The following is a 21803-nucleotide window of genomic DNA, read 5'->3' on the forward strand; positions in this document are numbered from 1 at the left end:
TACTGAAAATAATCCCCAATCTCACAAAAAGGGATGTTGCGCCATTCCACTCGTCTTTTTTGCCGCGGGATGCTATGACTTAATGTGTCGTTTTTCGACGCGGTAAGCACACTTCGAATCATCTTTCTTTCAATGCCGTCATTCGTCTTTTTTGCTGTTCTTCCGACCGAGTCCCCCACGGAAGGCGATCTGGTATGGCGGACCCGCACCGGCTCATGAGCCGGCTTCCCGTCTCCCTTGTAGCCCGCGACCCCGCTGCAGCACTGCGCCGCGCGCAACGGCTGCTCGGCAGTTCCACCGACCCTCGGATCCGGTCCCTGGCCTTACGGATCAGCGGCCTTGCCGTCTACGAACTGGGCTCCTTCACCGAGGCACGGAAACGGCTGACCGAAGCGGTCCGCGTCGCCGTCCAGGCCAACCTGGCTGAGGAGGCCTTGCTGGCGCGCGCCTCCTGGACCGGAGCGCTGTCTCGCTACCCTGGCCCCAGCCCACGCATCCCCGTTGCCACTGCCTCCACCAGCTCGGCCCTCTGGTTGCTCGCCCAAGGGGTGGCTGCCTACCACAGCGGCCGCTTCGATGACGCCCTCGCCGCCTTCACGGCGGCCGAGCCTGCGCTCCGCACTGCCTCCGACCCGCGCCTCCTCCCCGGCCTGCTGTGCAGCCGCGGTCTGGCCCTCATCCGTGCTGGACGGCTGACGGAAGCAGAAGAGACTCTGCTCCACGGGCTTGCGCTAGCCGAGCAGTACTCCCTGCCCCGGTTGAGCGCCATGATCACCCAGAACCTGGGCTGTCTGGCGGCCCGCCAGGGCGACACCGGCCTGGCCATGGCACGCTTCGCGCAGGCTGCCCCCCTGCTGCAGACCCCCACCCGGTACCCCGCGCTCGTGTTGGAGCGCGCGCACGCCCTCGCCGACGCCGGCATGGTCCGGGAGGCGTGGCAGCTCAACCTCTCCCTCGGAAAAATCCGCGGCTGCGGAGCCGACCGGGCGCTCGCCGAGCTGCTGTCCCTGAAAATCGCCGTGGCATCCCGCGCGCACGTGAAGGTCGCGGCCACCGTCGACCTCCTGGAACGGCTCTTCGGTGCCGAGTCGGCATGGCTCCGGGCCGCCGAGCAGATCACCGAGACGCGGGGCGGCAGTCTGCCCGCGCCGCGCGCCGTGCCCCCTCCCCCGGCCACCCCGCACTTGGAGGTGGCCGCTCACGCCACTCCCCTCCGGACGGCACAGGCCCTGCACCACGCCACGGCTGCACTGCAGTCCGGGGCGGCCAAGGCGGCGCTCCGCCGGCTGGAGCAGGCCAGGACGATCGACCTCGGTCCGCACACGTGCCGCAACCAGCGCTGGGCAGCCCTCCTCGACCGATACCGCGCTACGTTCGCCGAGGCGTGGCGGGGAGTCTCCACGGCCCGCTACAAGCTGCACGAGCTTGAAGTAGAGATGGCGGTGGACCAGTGGCATCCCTGCTGCCGTCCCCGGGACGCGTCTTCGGGTCGGGGCTGGGAAGACCCGTGGGAAGCCCTGTCCACCGGGCTCGGTTCCCGGGCCCTCGTGCACTACTCCGACCTGGACCAGGCTCCGGCTGCACTCACCGTGGTCGACGGCACGGTTCGGCTGCATGAACTGGCAGCCGGGTCCACCATCAAAGACGCCGTCACCCATTTCGAGCATCTGGCGGCCCAGCACGTATTCTCTCCCGGTCCAACCACGGCCCGGCTCCTGGCCAGACGAGCCGAGGAAGTGCAGCGTCTCCTCTTCGAGCCGATCGCTGCGGCCATCGGAGACCGCGAAATGGTGATCGCGCCAGGTGCCTACACCCAGGTTCTGCCTTGGGGACTCCTGCCCGCGCTTCGCGGACGTCCCATCAGCGTGGTGCCGTCGGGCCAGGTCTGGCTGCGCTGCCGGCAGCGGGCACTGCACTCCCGGCAGCCTCCTCGGGCCCTGCTGGTGGCAGGGCCCGGGCCAGAAGACGCGGAAGCCGAGGTGCGTGCGATAGCCCGGTTGTACCCTCGGTCACGGATACTCGTGGGGGCCAAAGCCCGGTCTCGAACTGTGCTGCGCGGTCTGGCCCGCGCCGACTTGGCCCATTTCAGCGCCCACGGGTTCGCCCGGAACGGGGCTCCGATGTGCGCAGGCCTCGTGCTTGCGGACGGCCCGCTGCTCGCCTACGACGTGGAACGGGTGCAGCACCTTCCCGCCCTGGTCGTGCTCTCGTCCTGTACCACGGGCCGTCCCATGCCCGCTGTCCCCTCAGGATTTCCTCTCGGAATCGCCGCCTCTTTGCTGGCCCGCGGCAGCGCCACGGTGGTAGCGAGCGTGCTCAGAGTGCCCGACGTGCAGGCCGCTGCCGCGATGGTGCGGGCGCACCAGGCGCTCCGCTCCGGTGTCCCGCCCGCGACCGTCGTCGCCGAACACCTGGCCCACCTGGGTTTCGTGTGCTTCGGCGCAGGGTGAGCTTCCCACGGTCTGGGAACTGCTCCCAGCCAGGAATGATCGACGGGTCGGGGGTAGAGGTCGAATATGGCTGAGATACGTAATCGTCGCAGTACAGACCCGGTGCTACTGGACGACCTCGATGAGGACGCGGTGGTGGAGGAAACGATCACACCGTCGACGGAGGAGACCCGCCACGGTCGGTCGGAAGACCCCATCCACGCGTTGGACTCCGACTACGAGGACGCCGGCCAGCCTGCGCTGGCGGACACCACCGAAGACACGATCCTGCCCAGTGAGCGTCCCATCGCCATGGACGAATTCGGTACCACCGGCACCGACAAGGAAGCCGGGGAGCCGTTGGATACGGCGCTCTCCCGGGAGGAACCCGAGGTCTGGGAGCGAGAGGAGATGCTGGAAACCGAAGGAATGGCCGAGGCGTCCCCCTCGGCGGGACGGCTCGTCGCCGAAGACGAGGGGGTACGCCCCGACCTGGAGGCTGAAGCTACCGCTGAGGACGTCGGTCTGGACCGGGGCGGGCTCGCTCCTGAGGAGCGCGCCGTCCGGGAACGCGAAGAGCCGTGAGGTGCGGTCGCTACCAGCCGCGGCGGTGCCACTCGGGCAGGCTGGGGCGTTCCGCACCCAACGTGGTGTCGCGGCCATGCCCCGGGTAGACCCACGTGTCGTCGTCCATCTGGTCGAAGATGCGGGTCTCCACGTCAGTGATCAGGCTGCGGAAATCCGCGTCGCTCCAGGTTTTTCCGACCCCGCCGGGAAAGAGGCTGTCCCCGGTGAACAGGTGAGTGTGCCCAGCGGGGTCGTCGTAACGCAGCGCGATAGAGCCGGGAGTGTGTCCCCGCAGGTGGATCACGGAGAGGGTGCAGGATCCCACGGGGATCGTGTCACCGTGTTCCACGAGTTCGTCGGTGGATACGGGAAGTTCCGGCGCGTCCGCGGGGTGGGCGACAGTCCGCGCACCGGTGGCCCCGACCACGTCGGCGAGAGCGCCCCAGTGGTCCCGGTGGCGGTGGGTGGTGATCACCCTGGCCAGGCCGTTGTCGCCGATAAGTTCGAGCAGGCGGTCGGCTTCGGCAGCGGCGTCGATGAGGACCGCTTCCCCGGTCCGCACACAGCGCAGGAGGTAAGCGTTGTTGTCCATCGGGCCGACCGCGATCTTGCTGATGGTGAGTTCAGGGAGCTGCCGCACGTCGGCAGGGCCCCCGACATGCGTGTTTCCGGTATACGACACACTCTCATTGTGCCGCGGCCGTGCCCGGAGCGCTCAGCGGAAGGCCCCTAACCTCCGCAGGGGGCCGCTGCGCAACAGCGGCACTTCCATTTCGTGCGGGGTCAAAGACCCGTGGTGACCGACGAGCCGCGACTCGGTGTGCTCCCGGTGGGGTGCGATCAGCGCGGTAGTGCCGTGGGCGGCGGCCACCACGTCGCCGACCCGATCCAGGATGCCGGGATTGACTTCGTCCGGAGGCCCGAACCAGCCCGCGTCGACGGCTTCTGCGCGGCTGACCACGGTGGCGACTCCGGCGAGCCGTTCCCGCCATGCAGCGAGGACGTCGGCGGCTGCGCCCGACCGGGTGTACACCTGGCGGGCCCGGGGTTCCCCGGCGACCACCCGGACTCCTTCGGTGAGGTCCGGGTCGCTCGCCACGTCGATACGGCTCTGCTCGTCCGTGTCGACCATGCCGTGGTCGGCGGTGATGTAGAGGAACGCGTCCTCGGGAAGGACCGTGGCGAGCTGTTCCGCGAGCCGGTCCACCTCGGCGAGGTGGTGCCGCCAGTAGGGGGAGCCGACACCGTGCATGTGGCCGAGCATGTCGAGCTCGGAGTGGTAGACGAACAGGTAGGCGCGGTCGGCGGCGGTGAGGGCGGCTGCGGCGTGGACGACGAGTTCGGTGGTGGTGTTGGCGGGGACGTAACGGCTGCCCCGGGCGGACGCCCGAGTGAAGTTGCCGCCCTGGTAGGCCGAGTCGGCAATGTAGGCGGTGGTCACCCCGGCCGCTTCTGCCCTCTCGTAGACGGTGCGGCGCGGCTGCCAGACCAAGGGGTTGACGTTCGCTGTCCACCGCAGGTGGTTGAAGACCGTGTCGGTTCCCGGCAGCGCCACCTGGTAGCCGATGACCCCGTGGCTGCCGGGGACAGTCCCGGTGCCCACCGTGGTGAGGGAGGTTGCGGTCGTGCTGGGGAATCCGGCGGTGATGGGTGCGCACCCCTCGGCGAGCGACGCCAGGAAGGGGGCGCGGTCGCGGTGGGCGAGCAGGGCCCGCCAGCCCAGGCCGTCGACCATGAGGACGCAGGCGCGGCGGGCCTCAGGCAGGCCGAGCACGTTGGGTTCCCCCGCCACGCCCAAGGAGGCGAGGAGGGAAGGGCCGAGGTCGGCCAGGGAAGCCGTACCGTACCTGGGCACGGTCAGCGGTGTCTCGGCCGCGGGACGGGCGATCATCGAGCAACAGCCTCCGAGAGCGCCTGGCTGAACGCCAGCAGGTTGGCGACCGCCTCTGGGCCGTCGGCGGCCTGGCTGACCCGCAGGGTCAGCGGTTCCGCGGTGATCCCCCCGGTGTATCCGTGGTCAAGCTCGCAGGATTCGTCGGCGCACGCGGCCGGTTCCAGGTCGATGCGCGCGATCGACCCCCAGTTCACGGCAAGGTTGATGCTGAGCACGGCCTCGCTAGGCAGGGTGCCGGGCACGTATGCCGCGGGGTCGGGGACGACACGGGTGAGCGCCACGGACTGGATACTGTCCAGCCGCACCGATTCGGTCGTGGTGGAGGCGTGCGGTCGGCCGTTGGCATCGACCGGGGGATGCTCATCGGTGTGGCAGACGACGAGCCGCGTGGGGGTGAGCAGCAGCACGCTGATGTGCCGCCGCACCTCCATCCCCGGGTCGAAGGTGGCCTCGTGGTGGACCACGAAAGCTTCAGCAGTCTCACTGCCGAGGGCGCTGGCCACAGCGTCGATCACGAGCGCGGGGTAGTAGCCGCTGCGCTCGATCTCCAGGCGCCAGTCAGTGGACACTGCACGCGTTTTCCTCATGTGTCCATCCTGCCCTCTCGAACTGACCACATGCACCTCGGCCTCTGTCGTGGCTGATGTCGCAGGTGTGTACCAGGGAGCGCGCGGGGCAGTGGCCCGGTATGGACGGTGTGGTTCTTGCTGTGCCTGACCGGCCGCGCCCGACGCCTCGACGCCCAGTACCGGTGCCGCCGGAGCCGGAGCCTCCTCCGCCTGCCCCGGTCCCTCCGGAGCCGCCCATGCCGGTCCCGGAACCGCCAGCGCCAGGGCCGATTCCTCCGGAGCGTCCCCGCCGACGCCTGAGCCTGATCGGCGGCCCCAGCCACTGGAGCGGGACGCGTCCCGGGTTAAAACGGCACGCGCAGGCGCCGCGGTCCAGAGTCGGGCCGCACCTCGGGGGCTTCCCGCAGCCACACTCGCGCCCCCATGACGTGGGCTCCGGTGGAGTTGACGATGACCGGGTCGAGTTCGACGTAGGCGACGTCGGGGAGCGCATCAACCATGCGGGAGACGCGGACCAGCACCTCTTCCAAGGCTTCCACGTCGGGCTGGTCGGCGAGTGACGAGGTGCCCGCGGGCAGGCCGAACAGCAGCGGGGAGGAGCGGACCGCGCGGACCAGGTCGGCGGCCTCGGCGTCGGTGAGCGGCGCGAGCCGGTAGGCGCGGTCGTCGAGGAGTTCGGCGGTGACATCGGCGAGCCCGAAAGCGATCACCGGGCCGAAGGAGGGGTTTTCTCCCGCGCGGATGAGCGTGGGCACGCCGGGGGTGACCATCCGCTGCACGACGAGCATCGCCTCGTCGCCGAGCCGTTCGTGGAGCGACGTGAAGGAAGTGCGCACGTCCTCGGCGGAGAGCAGCTCCAGGCGGATACCGCGTCCGCCGGCGCGGAGCCGCAGGTCCGGGGAGTTGGCTTTGACTACGACCGGATAGCCGAGCTGTTCCGCTGCGGCGGCTGCCTCGTCTGCGGAGTGCACCGGAATGTACGGCTCGACAGGGATGCCGTAGCAGCCGAGCAGTTCCCGGGCGGTCTCCGGGGGGAGCGCTCCTTCGTCGCTGAGCACGGGTTCGCTCGTGAACCAGACCGAGTGGTCGGCGGTGCCGGCTTTTTTCGCTTCGGCGAGGGAACGGGTGATCACGGCACGGGCCCGGGCCGTGTCGATGTCGGCGAGCTCGGGGTGGCGTCCGTGGGAGCGCTGCCGCCACAGGGCGTAGCGGGTGGCGTGTGCCAGGGCGCGGACCGCGTCTTCCGGGGCCGGGTAGGAGGGCACAGAGCCGCGGAGGGTCTCCCCGCCTTCCCCGACCAGGCGGAGCTCTTCCGGAACACCCTGATGGCCCAGGTAGGCGGTGACGATGGGTTTCGTGGCCCGCGCCGAGCGCTCTCGCATGACTTCGGCCACGCCGCTGGAGATGGGGGCCAGGGCCGGGATGAAGACCACGACCAGGGAGTGCACTCCGTCGTCGGCGAGGGCCGCGTCCAGCGCTTCCGCGAAGTCGCGCTCGGTGGCGTTGGGGCCGAGGTCTACGGGTTCGAGGGGGTGCAGTCCGGCACGGACACAGGCGTCCTTGACCAGCAGCTCCAAGGCCGCGGAGTTGCCGATGATGCCGACCCGGGGGCCTTTCGGCAGCGGCTGGTAGGCGAACAGTTGCGCGACGTCGAACATCTGGGTGATGTCCTCGACCCGGACCACGCCGGACTGTTCGAATAGGGAGGTCACCGCGTAGTCGGGCAGGGAGAGGGTGCCTGCGGCGTGTCCTCGCGGCACGCCGCGGACGGAGCCGCCGCTGCGGACGACGACTACGGGCTTCCGGCGGGCCAGGCGGCGCGCCAGGCGGGTGAACTTGCGGGGGTTACCCAAGGACTCCAGGTACTGCAGGACGACTTCGGTGGCCGGGTCTTCTTCCCAGTACTGCAGCAGGTCGTTGCCGGAGACGTCCGCGCGGTTGCCCGCGGACACGAAGGTGGACAAGCCCAGGCCCCGCTGGGCGACCCGTTCCAGGATGGCCCGGCCCAGGGCACCGGACTGGGAGAAGAAGCCGATCCGGCCCCGTGGGGGCAGGTTGGGGGAGAGCGTAGCGTTGAGGGAGACCTTCGGGTCGGTATTGGCTACCCCCAGGCAGTTGGGGCCCACGACACGCATACCGGCGGCGCGGGCGGCCCGGACCAGTTCGTCCTGCCGTTTCTTGCCTTCGGGCCCGGTCTCGCCGAACCCGGAGCTGACCACGACAAGTCCGTGGACGCCTTTGCGGGCGCACTGGTCGACCACGTCCGCGACCATGTCGGCGCGGACCGCGACAATGGCGAGGTCGACCGGGTCGGGGATGTCGAGGACACTGGGGTATGCCTTGACCCCCGCAACCGCTGTGGCTTCGGGGTGCACGGGGAAGACCGGTCCCCGGAAGTCCCCGTTGAGGAGGTTGCGCAGCGCGGTCTGGCCGATGGTGTGCGCGGTGCGGCTGGCACCGATCACCGCGACGGACTTGGGGAACAGCAGGCGGGCGATGGAACGCGACTCGGCGCGCTGTTCGCGGGCGCGCATGACTTCCAAGGAGACCTCGGTGGGTTCGAGGTCGAGGGTGAGGCGGATGACGCCTTCGTCGAAGGTCTGCTGCGCGGTGTAGCCGGCTTCCCGGAACACGTTGATCATCCGCCGGTTCTCCGGCAGGACGTCGGCGATGAAGCGGCGGATGCCGCGTTCCCGGGCGGCGGCAGCAATGTGCTCCAGCATGACGGAGGCGAGCCCGCGGCCCTGGTGGGCGTCTTCGACGACGAAGGCGACCTCGGCCTCGTCCTGGCCCACCTTGTCGTAGCGGACCACCGCGACCATGGCGTCGCTGATCGTGGCAATCAGGGCTACCCGGTCTTCGTAGTCGACCTTGGTGAACCTCTCGACGTCGCGGGAGGAGAGCTTCGGGTAGGGAGCGAAGAACCGGTAGTAGATCGTCTCAGGGGAGAGCCGAGAGTGGAACTCCTGGAGGAGGGTGGCATCGTCAGGAGTGATCGGCCTGATGTGCGCGGTGCCGCCGTCGGTCAGCACCACATCCGCTTCCCAGTGCTTGGGGTATGACTGCACGATTGTGAGAGTAGACGACTTCCTCCCCAGTTTGGGGGATTATCGCCGGGAAGGCGGGTTTTCTGGGCGCGGATCAGCGGCTGCTTCGGGGGAAGTCCTGCGGATTCGTTACCCGGGCCGTGTCCTGAACCTGTTAACGTCTCAAAGCGCGTAGGAAAAGCACGTGCGCCACCCGGTCGGTAAGGATAAGACTCATGACGCGAGTAGTCGTAGTCGGCGACCTCATGACCGATTCCATCGCTCGGGCCTTCTACCCGCTTGCCCGCGGCAGTGACACCCCCGCGTCAGTGGCCACCTTCGGGGGCGGCTCCGGGGCGAACGTGGCCGCGTGGCTGGCGGTCGAGGGCACCGACACTGCGCTGATCGGCCGCCGCGGCTCCGACATCACGGGGCGGACCCGTGAGATGGAGCTCATGGGGTATGGCATCGACGCGCGCATGGTCATGGACCCGGAGCGGCCTACCGGTACCTGCGTGGTGATGATCACGCACCGGGGCGACCGCACGATGCTCAGCGATCCGGGCGCCAACGCCGCATTGCAGCCAGAAGACCTGCCCCGGGACCTGTTCGGCCCGGACGGGCACTTGCACCTGTCGGGGTACACGCTACTCAACGAGGGGTCGCGCCGCGCGGGCCGGGTGGCGTTGCGGCTGGCGCAGGAGAGCGGGATGTCCATCTCCGTGGACTGCGGTTCGCACGCCCCGTTGGAACGGGTCGGGGCCGAAGCGTTCCTGGAGTGGACGAACGGGGTCCGGCTGCTGTTCGCCAACCAGGAGCAGGCGGCGGTGCTGACCGGGCGGGACGATCCCGACGCGGCGGCGAAAGTGCTGACCGCCTGGTACCCCAACATCGTGATCAAACTGGGGGCTGACGGCGCACTGTGGGCGTCGAAGGCTCGGGAAGGCACGCTGCACGTGCCCGCCGAGCCGGTGGAGCCTGTGCCGGGAGCGATCGGTGCTGGCGATGCGTTCATTGCCGGTTTCCTGCCGGCGTGGCTGGCGGGCAAGCACCCCAAGGAGGCGTTGATCAGCGCGCAGCGGTTGGCGGCTCGTGCCCTGCTCCAGCCGGGGGCCCGTCCGGAGCTCGACTGAGCGTGCAGGGCCGCCCGGTAGCGCGGGCGGGGTTGGAGCGCGGCCGCGGTGGGGCGCGGTCCGCATACGGTGTGCCGCGGGGTGTTAGCGAGCGCTGTGGGTGCTGCCCGGGATGAGCGCTTCGCTGCCGCACGGGCGGCGGGAGGGTGCCGGTCGTCGTCTTTTTCGTGGTGGCAGGCTGTGCCGCGGAAGAGGAGTGTGCCGCTCCTGCACGGTGGGTGCGTGCAAGTCGCGTGAGGTGGGGCGGACGCGCTGCCGGGCGTGCTGAGTGCGGGTTGTCGCGGAGCTGCCCGTAGAGTCCCTGGATCCTGGCCGACGGTTTTTCGGTGTCGGCTGCGACGGCAGGGCAAAGCTAGGGGCGTGCGAGCCGGGAGCAGGGCTGGCAGTCGGCTGTGGGCAGCACGGTGGTCCGACACGATCCCGGATAACAGACACATAACACACGCGTCATCAAATGTTGACAGAGAGTGACATTCGCTTGTCTTATACACAAGAACACTCTCTGTGATGTTTTGCTCACAGTTGCGTGTGTTGTTCTCCCCCTGATCAGAAAGGCTGCGTCATGTCCCATGCCTCACGCAGGCGATGGCGGCGGGCGACCACCTCGGCGGCAACAGCCGCCCTGCTCTGCGGCGCACTCCTCACCTTCCCCTCGGCACCGGCCGCGGCACAGGTCCGACTAGGCTCCGGCAGCTACACCACCGTGCTCCCTCCCGGGGCCTCCGGGCCCAGCGACCATACGGGCGCCCCGGTGGCCCCGAAAGTCACCGCAGACTTCACCCAGCCGGTCGTCACCAACGACTGGTGGTCCTCGCTGATCTTCCAGCGCTACCCCGGCAACCCGTACGGCGAGAACCTCTACGCCCACCCGCTGTCTTTCAAAGCCCAGGCCCACGGCCTGGAAGTCGGCTACCCCGACACCCCGGAGCTCGTCGCGGACGGACTGAAATACCAGTACACCCACTCCCCCGACTTCGTTCTCGGCATCCACGGCCTCAACGCCCCCGCGGCCAAGGTCGCCGGCTACAGCGACTGGACTGTCACCGCTGACCTGTCCGACGGAACGCGGCAACTACGCACCACCATCGGCCAGGGCCTCCCCTTCGTCTACGCGGACGTTTCCGGCGGGCCGATCCGCGTGGAGTTCACTGCGCCGCCCACCGTGTGGCGGCGGTCTGGGAACGCGGTCGGCGTCACCGTCAACGGGCACCACTACGCCCTGTTCGCCCCCAGCGGGACGACCTGGTCGGAGTCGGACACAGTCTTCACCGCCGACGTCGGTGGCTCCGGATACGCCTCGGTCGCGCTCCTGCCCAGCCCGGACGACTTCGACAGGTACGCCCCCTACGCCTACTCCTTCGTCACCTCGACCACGCTGACCTACGACTACGACCCCGCATCCGCCACACTGACGAGCACCTACCGCGTCACCACCGAGGCGCGGGAAGGCACCGCCCAAGGCACCCTCCTCGCGCTGTACCCGCACCAGTGGAAGGAGACCACCACCGCGCTGACCGACCTCAGCTACGCCTCCCCGCGCGGGCCGATGCGGGTCGTGGAAGGGGACCGTTTCACGACCGAGCTGACCACGCACGGCATCCTGCCCAGCCTGCCCACAGTGGACTCTGCGGACCACCAGCGGCTCCGCGCCCTCATCGACGCGGAACTCCACGCCTCCGACCCGTGGAAGGGCGCCAGCGACACCTACTGGACCGGCAAGGCCCTGGGACGGCTCGCCCAGCTCGTCCCGATCGCCGACTCCATCGGCTACACCGCGGGACGCGACGCCCTGCTCGACCTCCTGAAAAACAAGATGGAGGACTGGCTGACCGCGGACGGCCCGGGGGACAACGCCCAGTTCTACTACGACGACCAGTGGGACACGCTGATCGGCTTCCCCGCGAGCTTCGGCAGCAACACCGAGCTCAACGACCACGACTTCCACTACGGCTACTTCATCACCGCCGCAGCCACCATCGCCCGCTACGACCGGTCCTGGATCAGCGAGGAACGGTGGGGGCCGATGGTGACAACGGTGCTGCGAGACGCCAACAACCCCGACCGCGACGACGAACGCTTCCCCTGGCTGCGGTCCTTCTCCCCCTATGCGGGGCACGGCTGGGCTTCCGGGCACGCCGGGTTCGCCTCCGGCAACAACCAGGAGTCCTCGTCCGAAGCCATGCACTTTGCGGCCAGCGCTGCCCTGCTGGGCTCCCTCATCGGCGACGAGGAGCTGCGCGACCTGGGCGTGTACCTGCACACCACGCAGGCCTCGGCGATGCGCCGGTACTGGCAGAATGCAGACGGGGACGCTTTCCCCGCCGGCTACTCCCACGACGTCGTCGGCATGGTGTGGAGCGACGGCGGTGACCACCGCATCTGGTGGGACGGCACCCCCGAAGAGCTCTACGGGATCAACTACCTGCCGATCACCGCGGGCTCGCTCTACCTGGGCCACGACCCTGAGCACGCGGCAGCCATGCACCAGTCCCTGGTCACACGGCTCGGCCGTCAGCCGCAAGTGTGGCGCGACATCCACTGGGCCCACCAGGCGCTGTCCGATCCGGATGCGGCGCTGGCCGCGTTCGAAGCGCAGTGGCAGTCCTACGAACCGGAATCGGGTTCCTCCAAGGCCCACACGTACCAGTGGCTCTCCACGCTCGCCGAGTTCGGCACGGTCGACACGTCAGTGACCGCTGACACGCCCCACTACGCCGTATTCCGCGACGGAGACAGGCGGACCTACGTGGCGTTCAACCCCACTGGCCAGCCGCTCACCGTGACCTTCTCCGACGGCACGACGCTCACCGTCCCGCCGGGGCAGTTGGCGACCGGGTGACGCAGCAGCCGGCTCCTCCCGAGTACCCCCGGTAGTGGTCGGGTTCGCCACCGCCGACGGTGAGCCCGGCCACTCCCCCACCGCGGGTCTTCCCGCGCAACCCTCTCCGGGACGCAGGCGCCCGCCAGGCAGACCGGCGCGCTTCCCGGCTGTTGCCTGCCCGCACTCCCCTGCTGACGGCCTGCCCTCCAGGGTACTCCTGCGCCAGGGGAGGGTGCCAGGCTGCCGGCCCCAGGCCGTACCAGGGGCAAAAGAACTGCTCTCCCGTTCGAAGCGGTCGTATACACCGGTCACAATGGCCAACATGGCCCGTACAACGTCCCCGCCTCCCGAAGAACTCACCGAGAAGATCATCGACGTCGACGTCTCCGAGGAAATGCGCGGCAGTTTCCTCGAGTACGCCTACTCGGTCATCTACCAGCGCGCACTTCCCGACGCCCGCGACGGCCTCAAACCGGTCCAGCGGCGCATCCTCTACCAGATGAGCGAAATGGGACTGCGCCCCGACCGCGGACACGTCAAATGCGCGCGTGTCGTCGGCGAAGTCATGGGTAAGCTGCACCCCCACGGCGACAGCGCCATCTACGACGCGCTGGTGCGGCTCAGCCAGCCCTTCGCTATGCGGGTCCCGCTGGTCGACGGACACGGGAACTTCGGTTCCCTCGGCGGCGACGACGCACCCGCGGCGATGCGGTACACCGAAGCCCGCCTGACCCGCGCCGCCATGCTGATGGTGGAGTCCATCGACGAGAACGTGGTGGACTTCCGCCCCAACTACGACGGTCAGGAGACCGAACCGGAAGTCCTCCCCGCAGCGTTCCCGAACCTGCTGGTCAACGGCGCTTCCGGGATCGCGGTGGGCATGGCGACCAACATGGCCCCGCACAACCTCGGCGAAGTGATCGCGGCGGCCCGGCACCTCCTCGCCCACCCTGACGCCACCCTCGAAGAACTCATGGAGTTCATCCCCGGCCCTGACCTGCCCACCGGGGGGACCATCACCGGGTTGGACGGGATCCGGGACGCCTACACAAAAGGCCGCGGCACCTTCCGGATCCGCGCCACCGTCTCCATCGAGAAGCTGACCCCGCGCCGCACCGGCCTGGTTGTCACCGAGCTGCCCTACAACGTCGGCCCGGAGAAGGTCATCAGCCGCATTAAGGAGCTGGTGCAGGCCAAGAAACTGCAGGGCATCTCGGACCTGAAAGACCTCACCGACCGCAACCAGGGCCTGCGTCTCGTCATCGAGCTGAAGAACGGCTTCAACCCGGAGGCTGTCCTCGAAGAGCTCTACCGGCTCACGCCGATGGAGGAAACCTTCGGCATCAACAATGTGGCCCTGGTGGACGGCGAGCCACGGACGCTCGGACTGCGTGACCTGCTGCAGGTCTACGTCGACCACCGGCTCGAGGTGGTGCGCCGCCGGTGCGAGCACCGGCGCGCCAAACGCGAAGAGCGCCTCCACCTGGTGACCGGCCTGCTGGTGGCTCTGGCCGACATCGACCAGGTCATCGCGGTCATCCGCGACTCCGACGACTCCACCCAGGCCCGGCAGCGCCTCATGGACACCTTCGACCTGTCCGACACGCAGGCCCGCTACATTCTCGACACGCCGCTGCGGCGGCTCACCCGGTACGACAAGCAGGAACTGGAGCAGGAGCGCGACACGCTCACTGCTGAGATCGCGGAGCTGACCGCGATCCTGGAGTCCGACAAGAAGCTCCGCCGGCTCGTCTCCAAGGAGCTGGCGGCAGTGGCCAAGGAGTTCGCTACACCGCGCCGCACCGTGCTGCGGGAAAGCACGGGAGAAGTCCGCACCTCGGCGATGCCGCTGGAGGTCGGCGACGACCCGTGCCACGTGCTGCTGAGCACCAGCGGCCTGATCGGACGCACGTCGGGGCAGCAGTTGCCGCCGATGTTCGAGGGGCCGCGGACCCGCAACGACGCCATGGCGTCCAATGTGCGGGCCACGGTGCGCGGCGAAGTCGGGCTCGTCACCGACCTGGGCCGGGTGATCCGCGTTCCCGTGCTGGAGCTCCCCGAACTCCCAGACAAGGCCGACGAGAATCCAGCGATCTCGTCCGGGGTTCCTGTCACCGAGTTCGTGGAACTCGACGCCGACGAGCGGGTGATCGCCTTGACCTCCCTCGACAGTGACGGACCCGGCCTGGTCGTCGGTACCCGAAGCGGCATCGTCAAACGGGTCGGCGGCGACTATCCGCAGCAGAAGGACGACTTCGAGATCATCGCGCTGCGTCCCGGCGACCGGCTGGTGGGGGCCACCCCCCTGGTCACGGGGGAAGAAGACCTGGTGTTCATCACCTCCAACGCCCAACTGCTCCGCTTCTCGGCCACAACCGTCCGCCCGCAAGGGCGGGGCGCGGGCGGGGTGACCGGCATCCGGCTCGCGGAAGGAGCGCACGCGGTGTGGTTCGGCGCGGTGCTGTCGCCCGAGGACGCGGTGGTCGTCACCGTCGCGGGGAGCAGCACCGGCCCGGACTCCCAGCCGGGAACCGCGAAAGTGACCCCCTTCACCGCGTTTCCCGCTAAAGGGCGCGCCACTGGGGGGGTGCGGTGCCAACGCTTCCTCAAGGGGGAAGACATACTGCTGTTCGGCTGGGTGGGGCGTTCCCCGGCCCGGGCGTTCCGTGAAGACGGCGGTCCCGTGCGGCTCCCCGACCCGGTGGAGCGGCGGGACGGTTCCGGGGAGGCACTGCCCCGCCCCATCGCCGCAGTGGGCACCGGCCAGGTTGACACCGGGACCGTGGTGGCTTCACTCTTCCAAGGCTGATGGTTCCCGGTGCGCCGGGACTCCACTGCCCAGTGCTCGGATAAGGCCGTGCGCGTGGATCGCACGGCCTTATCCGAGCCAGGCATGGCATGAGGAACAATTGCTATCGCCGGGGAGGCGACTGTGAGCGGTGTCTTCGACGATGTCCTCGCTGCGAACGAGGACTATGTCCGTACTTTCACACTGGCGGGCCTGCAGCCGGTGGCCGCCCGCGGGCTGGCCTTAGTGACCTGCATGGACTCGCGGATCGAACCTTTGGAGATGCTGGGGCTCAAGCCTGGGGACGCCAAGATCCTGCGGAACGCGGGGGCCCGGGTCACCGACGACACCCTGCGGACCCTCGTCCTCGCGGTGTACCTGCTGGGGGTGAACCGGGTCATCGTGCTCCCGCACACCGGGTGCAAGATGGCGTCGGTCTCCGGTGACGAGGAAGTCCACGACACGATTGCCGCGCGCTACGGCGTCGACACCCGCAGTCTTGAATTCCACACCGACAGCGACCAGATCGGTGCCCTCCACCGTGATGTGGAGCGGATCCGGCACCACCCGCTGCTCCCCCCTGACCTGCCGGTCATGGGTGCCATCTACGACGTCGACACCGGCCGGGTGACCCCGGTGGATATGTGATGTGAGGAGAGTGTCGCGTCGGTAGCCGCAGGGAATTCCTCTGTGAGGAGCACCGTTGTGCCTCCCGAGGAAAGGAGTGCTATGGCAGAAAGCAATTACGAAACCTACCGACGCGGCAGACAACACTTCGACCTCGGCGATCCGATCGGTGCGGCCCGTGTCCTGGCCCCGCTTGCGGAGGAAGAACCCCGCAACCGGACGGTCCTGGAACTCTTGGGACGCTCCTACTTCCACTCGGCTCAGCTCGCCAAGGCCGAAGAGGTCTTCCGCAAGATCATCGAACTGGACCCGTGCGACGCGTGGGCGCACATTGCCCTGGCCCGCACCTTGGAACGGCAGAACCGAGCTGACGAAGCGGCCCCCCACCGCAGAATGCACGCGATCATGTCCGGCGGCTCCCTCGACTAACCCCCTGTTCCGGACAGCCTGGGGCGGGCCGGGCCCCGGCTGGCACGGCCTTCAACCGCGCGGCGCTCACGTGTCGATACGCGTGGGGTCGAGTTCGCGGGCCCCCTGGGCGATGAACGCGCGGCGTGGTGCCACTTCGTTGCCCATGAGAAGTTCGAACATCGCCTCCGCTTCCGCGGCGTCTTTAAGGCGGATGCGCCGCAGGGTGCGGTAGCGCGGGTCCATCGTGGTCTCCGCCAACTGGTCGGCGTCCATCTCCCCGAGGCCCTTGTACCGCTGGACGGGCTCCTTCCAGGTGATGCCTTTCGCTGCCAGCTCCGCCAGTTTCTGGTGCAGTTCAGCGTCAGAGTAGGTGTAGATGTAACGGTCCTCGGGGCGGGCCCCGCGCTTCCGGCGCACATTGGTCAGCTCAATGCGGTGCAGCGGCGGCACCGCGGCAAACACCCGGCCTGCTTCCAGCATGGGACGCATGTAGCGGTAGAACAGCGTCAGCAGGAGGCAGCGGATGTGCGCCCCGTCCACGTCGGCGTCGGCCATGAGGATGACCCGGCCGTACCGGGCGGCGTCCAAGTCGAAGGTGCGCCCGGAGCCAGCGCCGATGACCTGGATGATCGCGGCGCATTCCGCGTTCTTGAGCATGTCCGCCACGGACGCTTTCTGCACGTTGAGGATCTTGCCTCGGATGGGCAGCAGCGCCTGGAACTCGGAGTCCCGGGCGAGTTTGGCGGTGCCCAGCGCCGAGTCGCCCTCCACGATGAAGAGTTCGCTGCGTTCCAGCCCTTCGCTGCGGCAGTCCACCAGCTTGGCGGGCAGCGCCGAATTCTCCAGGGCGTTCTTGCGCCGCTGGGTCTCCCGCTGCTGGCGGGCAGCCAGGCGCGCCTTGGCGGCGTTAACGATCTTCTCCAGCACAGTGCGGGCCTGCTGCTTCTCCGCCCGCTTGGTGGAGGTCAGGAAGGCACGCATGTGCTGGCTGACGATCTGGGAAACGATGCGGCTGGCCGCGGAGGTGCCGAGGACCTCCTTGGTCTGCCCTTCGAACTGCGGCTCCGGCAGGCGCACCGTCACCACGGCGGTGAGCCCTTCGAGGACGTCCTCCTTGGTGACCGGCTCGTCGTTGGCTTTGAGGAGTTTGGTGGCACGCAACTGGTCGTTGATGACACGGACGAGAGCGCGTTCGAAACCGGAGACGTGCGTGCCGCCTTTAGGCGTGGCGATGACGTTCACGAAGGAACGCACGACCGTGTCGTAGCCGGTGCCCCAGCGCAGCGCGATGTCCACGTCGAGGCGCCGCTCCACATCGGTGGGGACCATGTGCCCCTGGTCGTCGAGGACCGGCACGGTCTCGGTGAAGGTGCCGCTGCCTTCGATCCGCAGCAGCGGGCTCACCGCCGTGTCGGGGGCCAGGTAATCGCAGAACTCCCCGATACCGCCGTCGAAGCGGAACTCCTCCTCGTAGGGCTCCTCGCCTTCGGTGCGCTCGTCGCGGATCGCGATGCTCAAGCCTGGGACGAGGAAAGCGGTCTGCCGGGCCCGTTCCACGAGGGCTTCCCGGGATATTTCGGCATCTTTGAGGAAGATCTGCCGGTCGGCCCAGAACCGCACGCGGGTCCCGGTGACTTTCGCGGGAATCTTCCGGATCTTCTCCAGGCCGGAACGGGGAGTGAACCCGGCATCGGGGCCGTCCATGTCGAACACCCCGGGGATGCCACGCCGGAAGCTCATCGCGTAGGTGTGGCCCCCGCGGTCCACTTCGACATCCAGCCGCGCGGAGAGCGCGTTCACCACGGAGGCGCCCACACCGTGCAGGCCACCGGAGGCGGTGTAGGAACCGGAACCGAACTTGCCTCCGGCGTGCAGTTTGGTCATCACCAGTTCCACGCCGCTCAGTCCGCTGCTGGGTTCGATGTCGACCGGAATACCGCGCCCGTTGTCCCGTACTTCGACTGAGCCGTCCGCGTGCAGCACGACCTCGATGCGGGTGCAGTAGCCCGCGAGAGCTTCGTCAACGGAGTTGTCGATGATCTCCCACATGCAGTGGGTGAGGCCCCGGCTGTCCGTGGAGCCGATGTACATGCCCGGCCGTTTACGGACCGCCTCGAGGCCTTCCAAGACCGACAGGTGTCGAGCCGAGTATTCCTCGGGGTCGTGGAAGTCAGTAGTGAGGGCGGCGGTCACGGGGACTCTCCTGCAGTGTCTGGGATGTGCGAATGGACCGTACCCGGTGGTACGGGCGGGGTGTTGCTGGGGCGGGCATGCGGCCGCCCGTGCGCTGTCTCGCTCTGCGGTACAGCAGCACCGAGTTCGGTTTGAGGGTAGCCGCAGCAGCCGTAGTCCGCATTCCGAGCTACTGGGATAACCCCACGTGTCGCAGGGTAAGACTCCGTTCAGACAATCCGAGACGCACCAGGATGAGAGGTAGGCCACGAACCGGGCCGATTCCGCTGTCGGCGTACAGAAGGGCTGGTCGGGAAGCTCTTCGTCCGGTTAGATGTTGTCCCGAGTGACTAGCGCCGAGAGATTGAGGAAGGCGAAGTGACTGGAACTCTTGCCCCCACCAGGCCGCTGACAGCTTCTGACCGCTGTGACCGCTGCGGCGCCCAGGCGTATGTCCGAGTGGTGCTCAACTCCGGCGGGGAGCTGCTGTTCTGCGCCCACCACATGCGCCAGCACGGCGAGTCTATTCGTAAGGTCGCCATGGAAATCCACGACGAAACCGACCGTCTGCTCTCTCCGAAGAACCGTGCTGGAGAGCGCTAGCCCCTCACCTGAAGACGCCCGGCGGCGATCCTCTGCGAGGGTCGCCGCCGAGGTGTATTCGGGCAGGGGCAGGGCGCGTGCCGCGGCCGCACCCGCGTCGGAGTGAGCACGGTTCCCGCGCCCACGGGTGCCACGGCAGAGAGACCGGGGCACCGCTGCTGGACGGGGAGGGAAGCCTGTGGCCTGGCGGAAGCGCCGCCCTTCCCGGTCCTCTGCATACCGTGGCCAGGCGCGCCGTGCGCTGCTGCGCCCCAGCGCCGGGTGCCCAGGGTTCCCGCGGGTGCGCAGGACCGGCGCGACCATCTGCCCTTCAGTGTTCACTGTGCGTACTCTCGGGACCCTCTTCGGTATCGCTTGGTACGATTTGCCGGGTTGCTGTGCTTCCAAGCTTTCGAAGGCCTCATGCTCATCCTGCTTCCCCCGTCTGAAGGCAAAGCATTTCCGGGAGATGGTCCCCCGCTCTCCCTGGACTCCCTGAGCCTGCCCGAGCTCACGCCTGCCCGGGAGTCGGTGCTGACCGCCCTGGAAGAAGTCTCCGCGCGTCCTCTTGCCGAGGCACGTACCGTGCTCGGCTTGTCTTCGCGGCAGGCCGAGGCCCTCCCCCGCAACCGGGAACTCCGCACGGCAGCGACCTTGCGCGCCGCCGACCTGTACACCGGGGTCCTCTATGACCGGCTGCGGCTTGGGGAGCTGCTCGCGGGACCGGCGGCCGCCCGCGTCGACACGTCAGTGCTGATCTTCTCCGCGCTGTGGGGAGTACTGCGGCCATCCGACACGGTTCCGCCGTACCGACTGTCCATGGGAGTCTCACTGCCTCCGCTCGGACCGCTGGGAGCGTTCTGGCGGGCCCACCTCACCGAGACGCTGACGGCCGTGGCCCGCGGCCGTCTGGTGGTGGACTGCCGGTCGACCGCCTACGCGGCCGCTTTCCGGCCCGGCCCGGAAATCGCGGAACACACTGTCGCCGTTCGCGTGCTGCGGCAGACTGTCGTGGACGGTGTTCCCCGCCGCTCGGTAGTCAGTCATCAAGCCAAAGCAGTCCGGGGTGCGGTGGCGCATTCCCTGCTGACCGCGCAGGAGACCCCGCAGACCCCCGGGGAGCTGGCGATCCTGCTCGCTGACCTCGGCTACCAGGTGGAGCTGACGTCTCCCGCGCGGGGCGGTGGACCGCAGACGCTGAACGTCATCGTGTCCGGCTGAATCGCTTCCCGGTTCCCTCCGTGCTGTCAGGTGGTGCTTCCTGTGTCGTCGGTCACTCCCTACAACCCGAACATCCCGCCCCCGCCCAACCCGTACACCCGGCAGGATCCATCTGGTGCGGCGCCCCGTCCCCCGCGACGCGCCTCCCGTGCCACCGCGGTGCTGTCCGTGCTGCTCGGGCTGGGGGTCATGGTGTTCGCTGTCCCGGCGGCCGTGCTCCGCACCAGTGATGTCATGGACCATCCGCTGCGGTGGCTGGCCCTGGTCGTCCTGCTGGTCTTAGGACCGCTGCTGGCCTTCGGCAAGCGGCCGCGGAGCGCTCAGGCGCTGGGCCGCGGGCTGCTCTTGGGGACGCTGACCGGGTGCGTCGTTGCAGCCCTGCTCTCCTGGGGGTGAACGCGGGCCACCGGTCAGGCGAGGCCGAGTTTCCGCAAGACCCGGACGAACTCTTCGGGGGTGCGCCACATGGCCCGGTGTAGGCGGTTGCCCACCTGGTAGAGGTGCCAGCGCGCGTGGTCGCGGGCCGAGGTCTGGTAGAAGGACCAGCCGAAGAGGTGGTGGGCTTCCAGGTCGCGCGGGTGCGGAACAGGCCGGGTGCACCATTTAGCGGCCGCAGCCTGGAGTTCCGCGGTCACGTCCTCGTCGTAGTAGGTGAGGAACACGCGCAGCGCGGAGAGGAACCGCTTGCGGTGGGCCAGGTCTCTGATGCACTGGCTGAACCGTTCCTCGTGGGCCAGCGCGATCATCGCGGTCAGCGGGTTGCCTTCGGGGGCAAGATCCACGGACCCGCGGGCAAACTCCATCATCTCTTCGATGTTGCCGCCCCACTTGGGAGCCAGGACTTGGATGCGCGCCCAGTGCGCGGGGAAGAGTGTGGGGCAGCGTTCGATGACCCGCTGCCAGATGTAGTCCTTTTCCTCCCGGTCCAGTTGCATGCCCAGGGCGAACCACTGGAGGCAGGACCAGGGCACGGGGTCATCCGGGTTGATCTCGGCTGCGGCCAGCAGCGGGTCGCGGGCCTGGGCAAGGGTGGCGAAGAACAGTTTGAACCGCTCCCGGCTGACTGTGCTCGCCACACCGTCGCCGCGGATCCGCCAGGCTTCGTCGATGAGGGTGCGGCCCAGCCAGAGCAGGATGTCCGCGGCGTCGTGCTCCTCGGTGTCCGGGGAGAGCAGGGCGTGGATCTGCGCGCTGCGGCCCACCGCGGCGCTGCTGAGGGCGTCCACGTACAGGGCACGCAGTTCAGGGTTGTTGCGCGACTCTCGGAGCAGGGCTGTCCCGGCTGCGAGATGCCCTTCCTCCACGGCTTCGACCCCGGCATCCAGGACCATGTTGTCCCAGCAGCGGCCGACCACCACGTTCGCGGGGGATGATGCGCCACCCGCTACAGACTGCGCATCCTGTCCGAAAGCTCCCATAGGAGTCGAGAATAGTGCCGCACGGTCCCGCCCTCGGGGAAAAGGGGGCCGTGACTGGCTACTGCTCGGTGTTCGTGAAGGTCAGCGCCCCGCCAGCAGCAGAGATCACGAAGAGGTCTCAGATTTTTATCTTCCCCATACTCGG

General features: G+C 68.5%; 16 protein-coding genes. 10 read left to right on the forward strand and 6 right to left on the reverse strand.

All coding sequences use genetic code 11. The features are described from left to right. Positions 1-194 precede the first annotated feature (194 nt). Together CW348_RS10410 and CW348_RS10415 are read left to right on the forward strand one after the other, a co-directional pair. Entirely contained in the window at positions 195-2450 is a 2256-nt protein-coding gene (locus tag CW348_RS10410) for a CHAT domain-containing protein (RefSeq protein ID WP_104612754.1), read from the forward strand. A 66-nt stretch (positions 2451-2516) separates the two neighbouring features. Then, positions 2517-3014: a DUF5709 domain-containing protein gene (locus tag CW348_RS10415; RefSeq protein ID WP_104612753.1), complete on the forward strand. Its 498-nt coding sequence runs from the start codon at positions 2517-2519 to the stop codon at positions 3012-3014. A gap of 10 nt (positions 3015-3024) precedes the next feature. On the opposite strand, the gene CW348_RS10420 is transcribed toward CW348_RS10415, so the two are convergent. The 4 genes from CW348_RS10420 to CW348_RS10435 all read right to left on the reverse strand — a co-directional run bounded on the left by CW348_RS10420 (position 3025) and on the right by CW348_RS10435 (position 8527). Next, positions 3025-3678 carry an MBL fold metallo-hydrolase gene (locus CW348_RS10420; RefSeq protein WP_016188980.1) on the reverse strand — a complete coding sequence of 218 codons (654 nt, stop codon included), beginning with the start codon at positions 3676-3678 and terminating at the stop codon, positions 3025-3027. Positions 3679-3711: 33 nt separating this feature from the next. Further along, positions 3712-4887 carry an alkaline phosphatase family protein gene (locus tag CW348_RS10425; RefSeq protein WP_104612752.1) on the reverse strand — a complete coding sequence of 392 codons (1176 nt, stop codon included), beginning with the start codon at positions 4885-4887 and terminating at the stop codon, positions 3712-3714. Then, entirely contained in the window at positions 4884-5459 is a 576-nt protein-coding gene (locus CW348_RS10430; RefSeq protein WP_016188981.1) for a DUF5998 family protein, read from the reverse strand. Before CW348_RS10430 ends, CW348_RS10425 begins: the two co-directional genes overlap by 4 nt. Before the next feature lie 344 nt (positions 5460-5803). Continuing rightward, entirely contained in the window at positions 5804-8527 is a 2724-nt protein-coding gene (locus CW348_RS10435) for a GNAT family N-acetyltransferase (protein ID WP_016188982.1), read from the reverse strand. Positions 8528-8721: 194 nt separating this feature from the next. On the opposite strand from CW348_RS10435, the gene CW348_RS10440 reads away from it, so the two are divergent. The 5 genes from CW348_RS10440 (at position 8722) to CW348_RS10460 (ending at position 16283) form a co-directional block, all read left to right on the forward strand. Further along, a complete protein-coding gene (locus CW348_RS10440) occupies positions 8722-9618 on the forward strand; it encodes a sugar kinase (RefSeq protein ID WP_011292552.1) in 897 nt (298 codons plus the stop codon). A gap of 562 nt (positions 9619-10180) precedes the next feature. Then, on the forward strand, positions 10181-12457 hold the full coding sequence (locus tag CW348_RS10445) for a glycosyl hydrolase (RefSeq protein ID WP_011292553.1): 2277 nt from the start codon (positions 10181-10183) through the stop codon (positions 12455-12457). 304 nt (positions 12458-12761) lie between these two features. Next, the gene (locus CW348_RS10450; protein ID WP_038043964.1) at positions 12762-15248 is read left to right on the forward strand and encodes a DNA topoisomerase (ATP-hydrolyzing) subunit A; all 2487 of its coding nucleotides are present in this window, start codon (positions 12762-12764) and stop codon (positions 15246-15248) included. A gap of 123 nt (positions 15249-15371) precedes the next feature. Continuing rightward, on the forward strand, positions 15372-15875 hold the full coding sequence (locus CW348_RS10455) for a carbonic anhydrase (protein WP_016188984.1): 504 nt from the start codon (positions 15372-15374) through the stop codon (positions 15873-15875). An 81-nt stretch (positions 15876-15956) separates the two neighbouring features. Further along, entirely contained in the window at positions 15957-16283 is a 327-nt protein-coding gene (locus tag CW348_RS10460) for a M48 family metallopeptidase (RefSeq protein ID WP_011292556.1), read from the forward strand. Between the two features lie 66 nt (positions 16284-16349). Here the strand turns inward: CW348_RS10460 and CW348_RS10465 are convergent, their stop codons facing one another. Continuing rightward, positions 16350-18458 carry a type IIA DNA topoisomerase subunit B gene (locus CW348_RS10465; RefSeq protein WP_011292557.1) on the reverse strand — a complete coding sequence of 703 codons (2109 nt, stop codon included), beginning with the start codon at positions 18456-18458 and terminating at the stop codon, positions 16350-16352. A gap of 357 nt (positions 18459-18815) precedes the next feature. Between CW348_RS10465 and CW348_RS10470 the strand changes: the two genes are divergently transcribed. The 3 genes from CW348_RS10470 to CW348_RS10480 all read left to right on the forward strand — a co-directional run bounded on the left by CW348_RS10470 (position 18816) and on the right by CW348_RS10480 (position 20636). Further along, positions 18816-19040, forward strand: a complete 225-nt coding sequence (locus tag CW348_RS10470; protein WP_011292558.1) for a hypothetical protein — start codon at positions 18816-18818, stop codon at positions 19038-19040. A 402-nt stretch (positions 19041-19442) separates the two neighbouring features. Beyond that, positions 19443-20240: a peroxide stress protein YaaA gene (gene yaaA, locus CW348_RS10475; RefSeq protein ID WP_016188986.1), complete on the forward strand. Its 798-nt coding sequence runs from the start codon at positions 19443-19445 to the stop codon at positions 20238-20240. Positions 20241-20282: 42 nt separating this feature from the next. After that, complete coding sequence (locus tag CW348_RS10480) at positions 20283-20636, forward strand: hypothetical protein (protein ID WP_011292560.1); 354 nt, start codon at positions 20283-20285, stop codon at positions 20634-20636. A 14-nt stretch (positions 20637-20650) separates the two neighbouring features. Here the strand turns inward: CW348_RS10480 and CW348_RS10485 are convergent, their stop codons facing one another. Further along, positions 20651-21658: a hypothetical protein gene (locus CW348_RS10485; protein ID WP_011292561.1), complete on the reverse strand. Its 1008-nt coding sequence runs from the start codon at positions 21656-21658 to the stop codon at positions 20651-20653. Between the last annotated feature and the right edge of the window lie 145 nt (positions 21659-21803).

It is taken from the genome of Thermobifida sp. (genome assembly GCF_017577275.1).
Taxonomy (GTDB): Bacteria; Actinomycetota; Actinomycetes; order Streptosporangiales; family Streptosporangiaceae; genus Thermobifida; species Thermobifida fusca.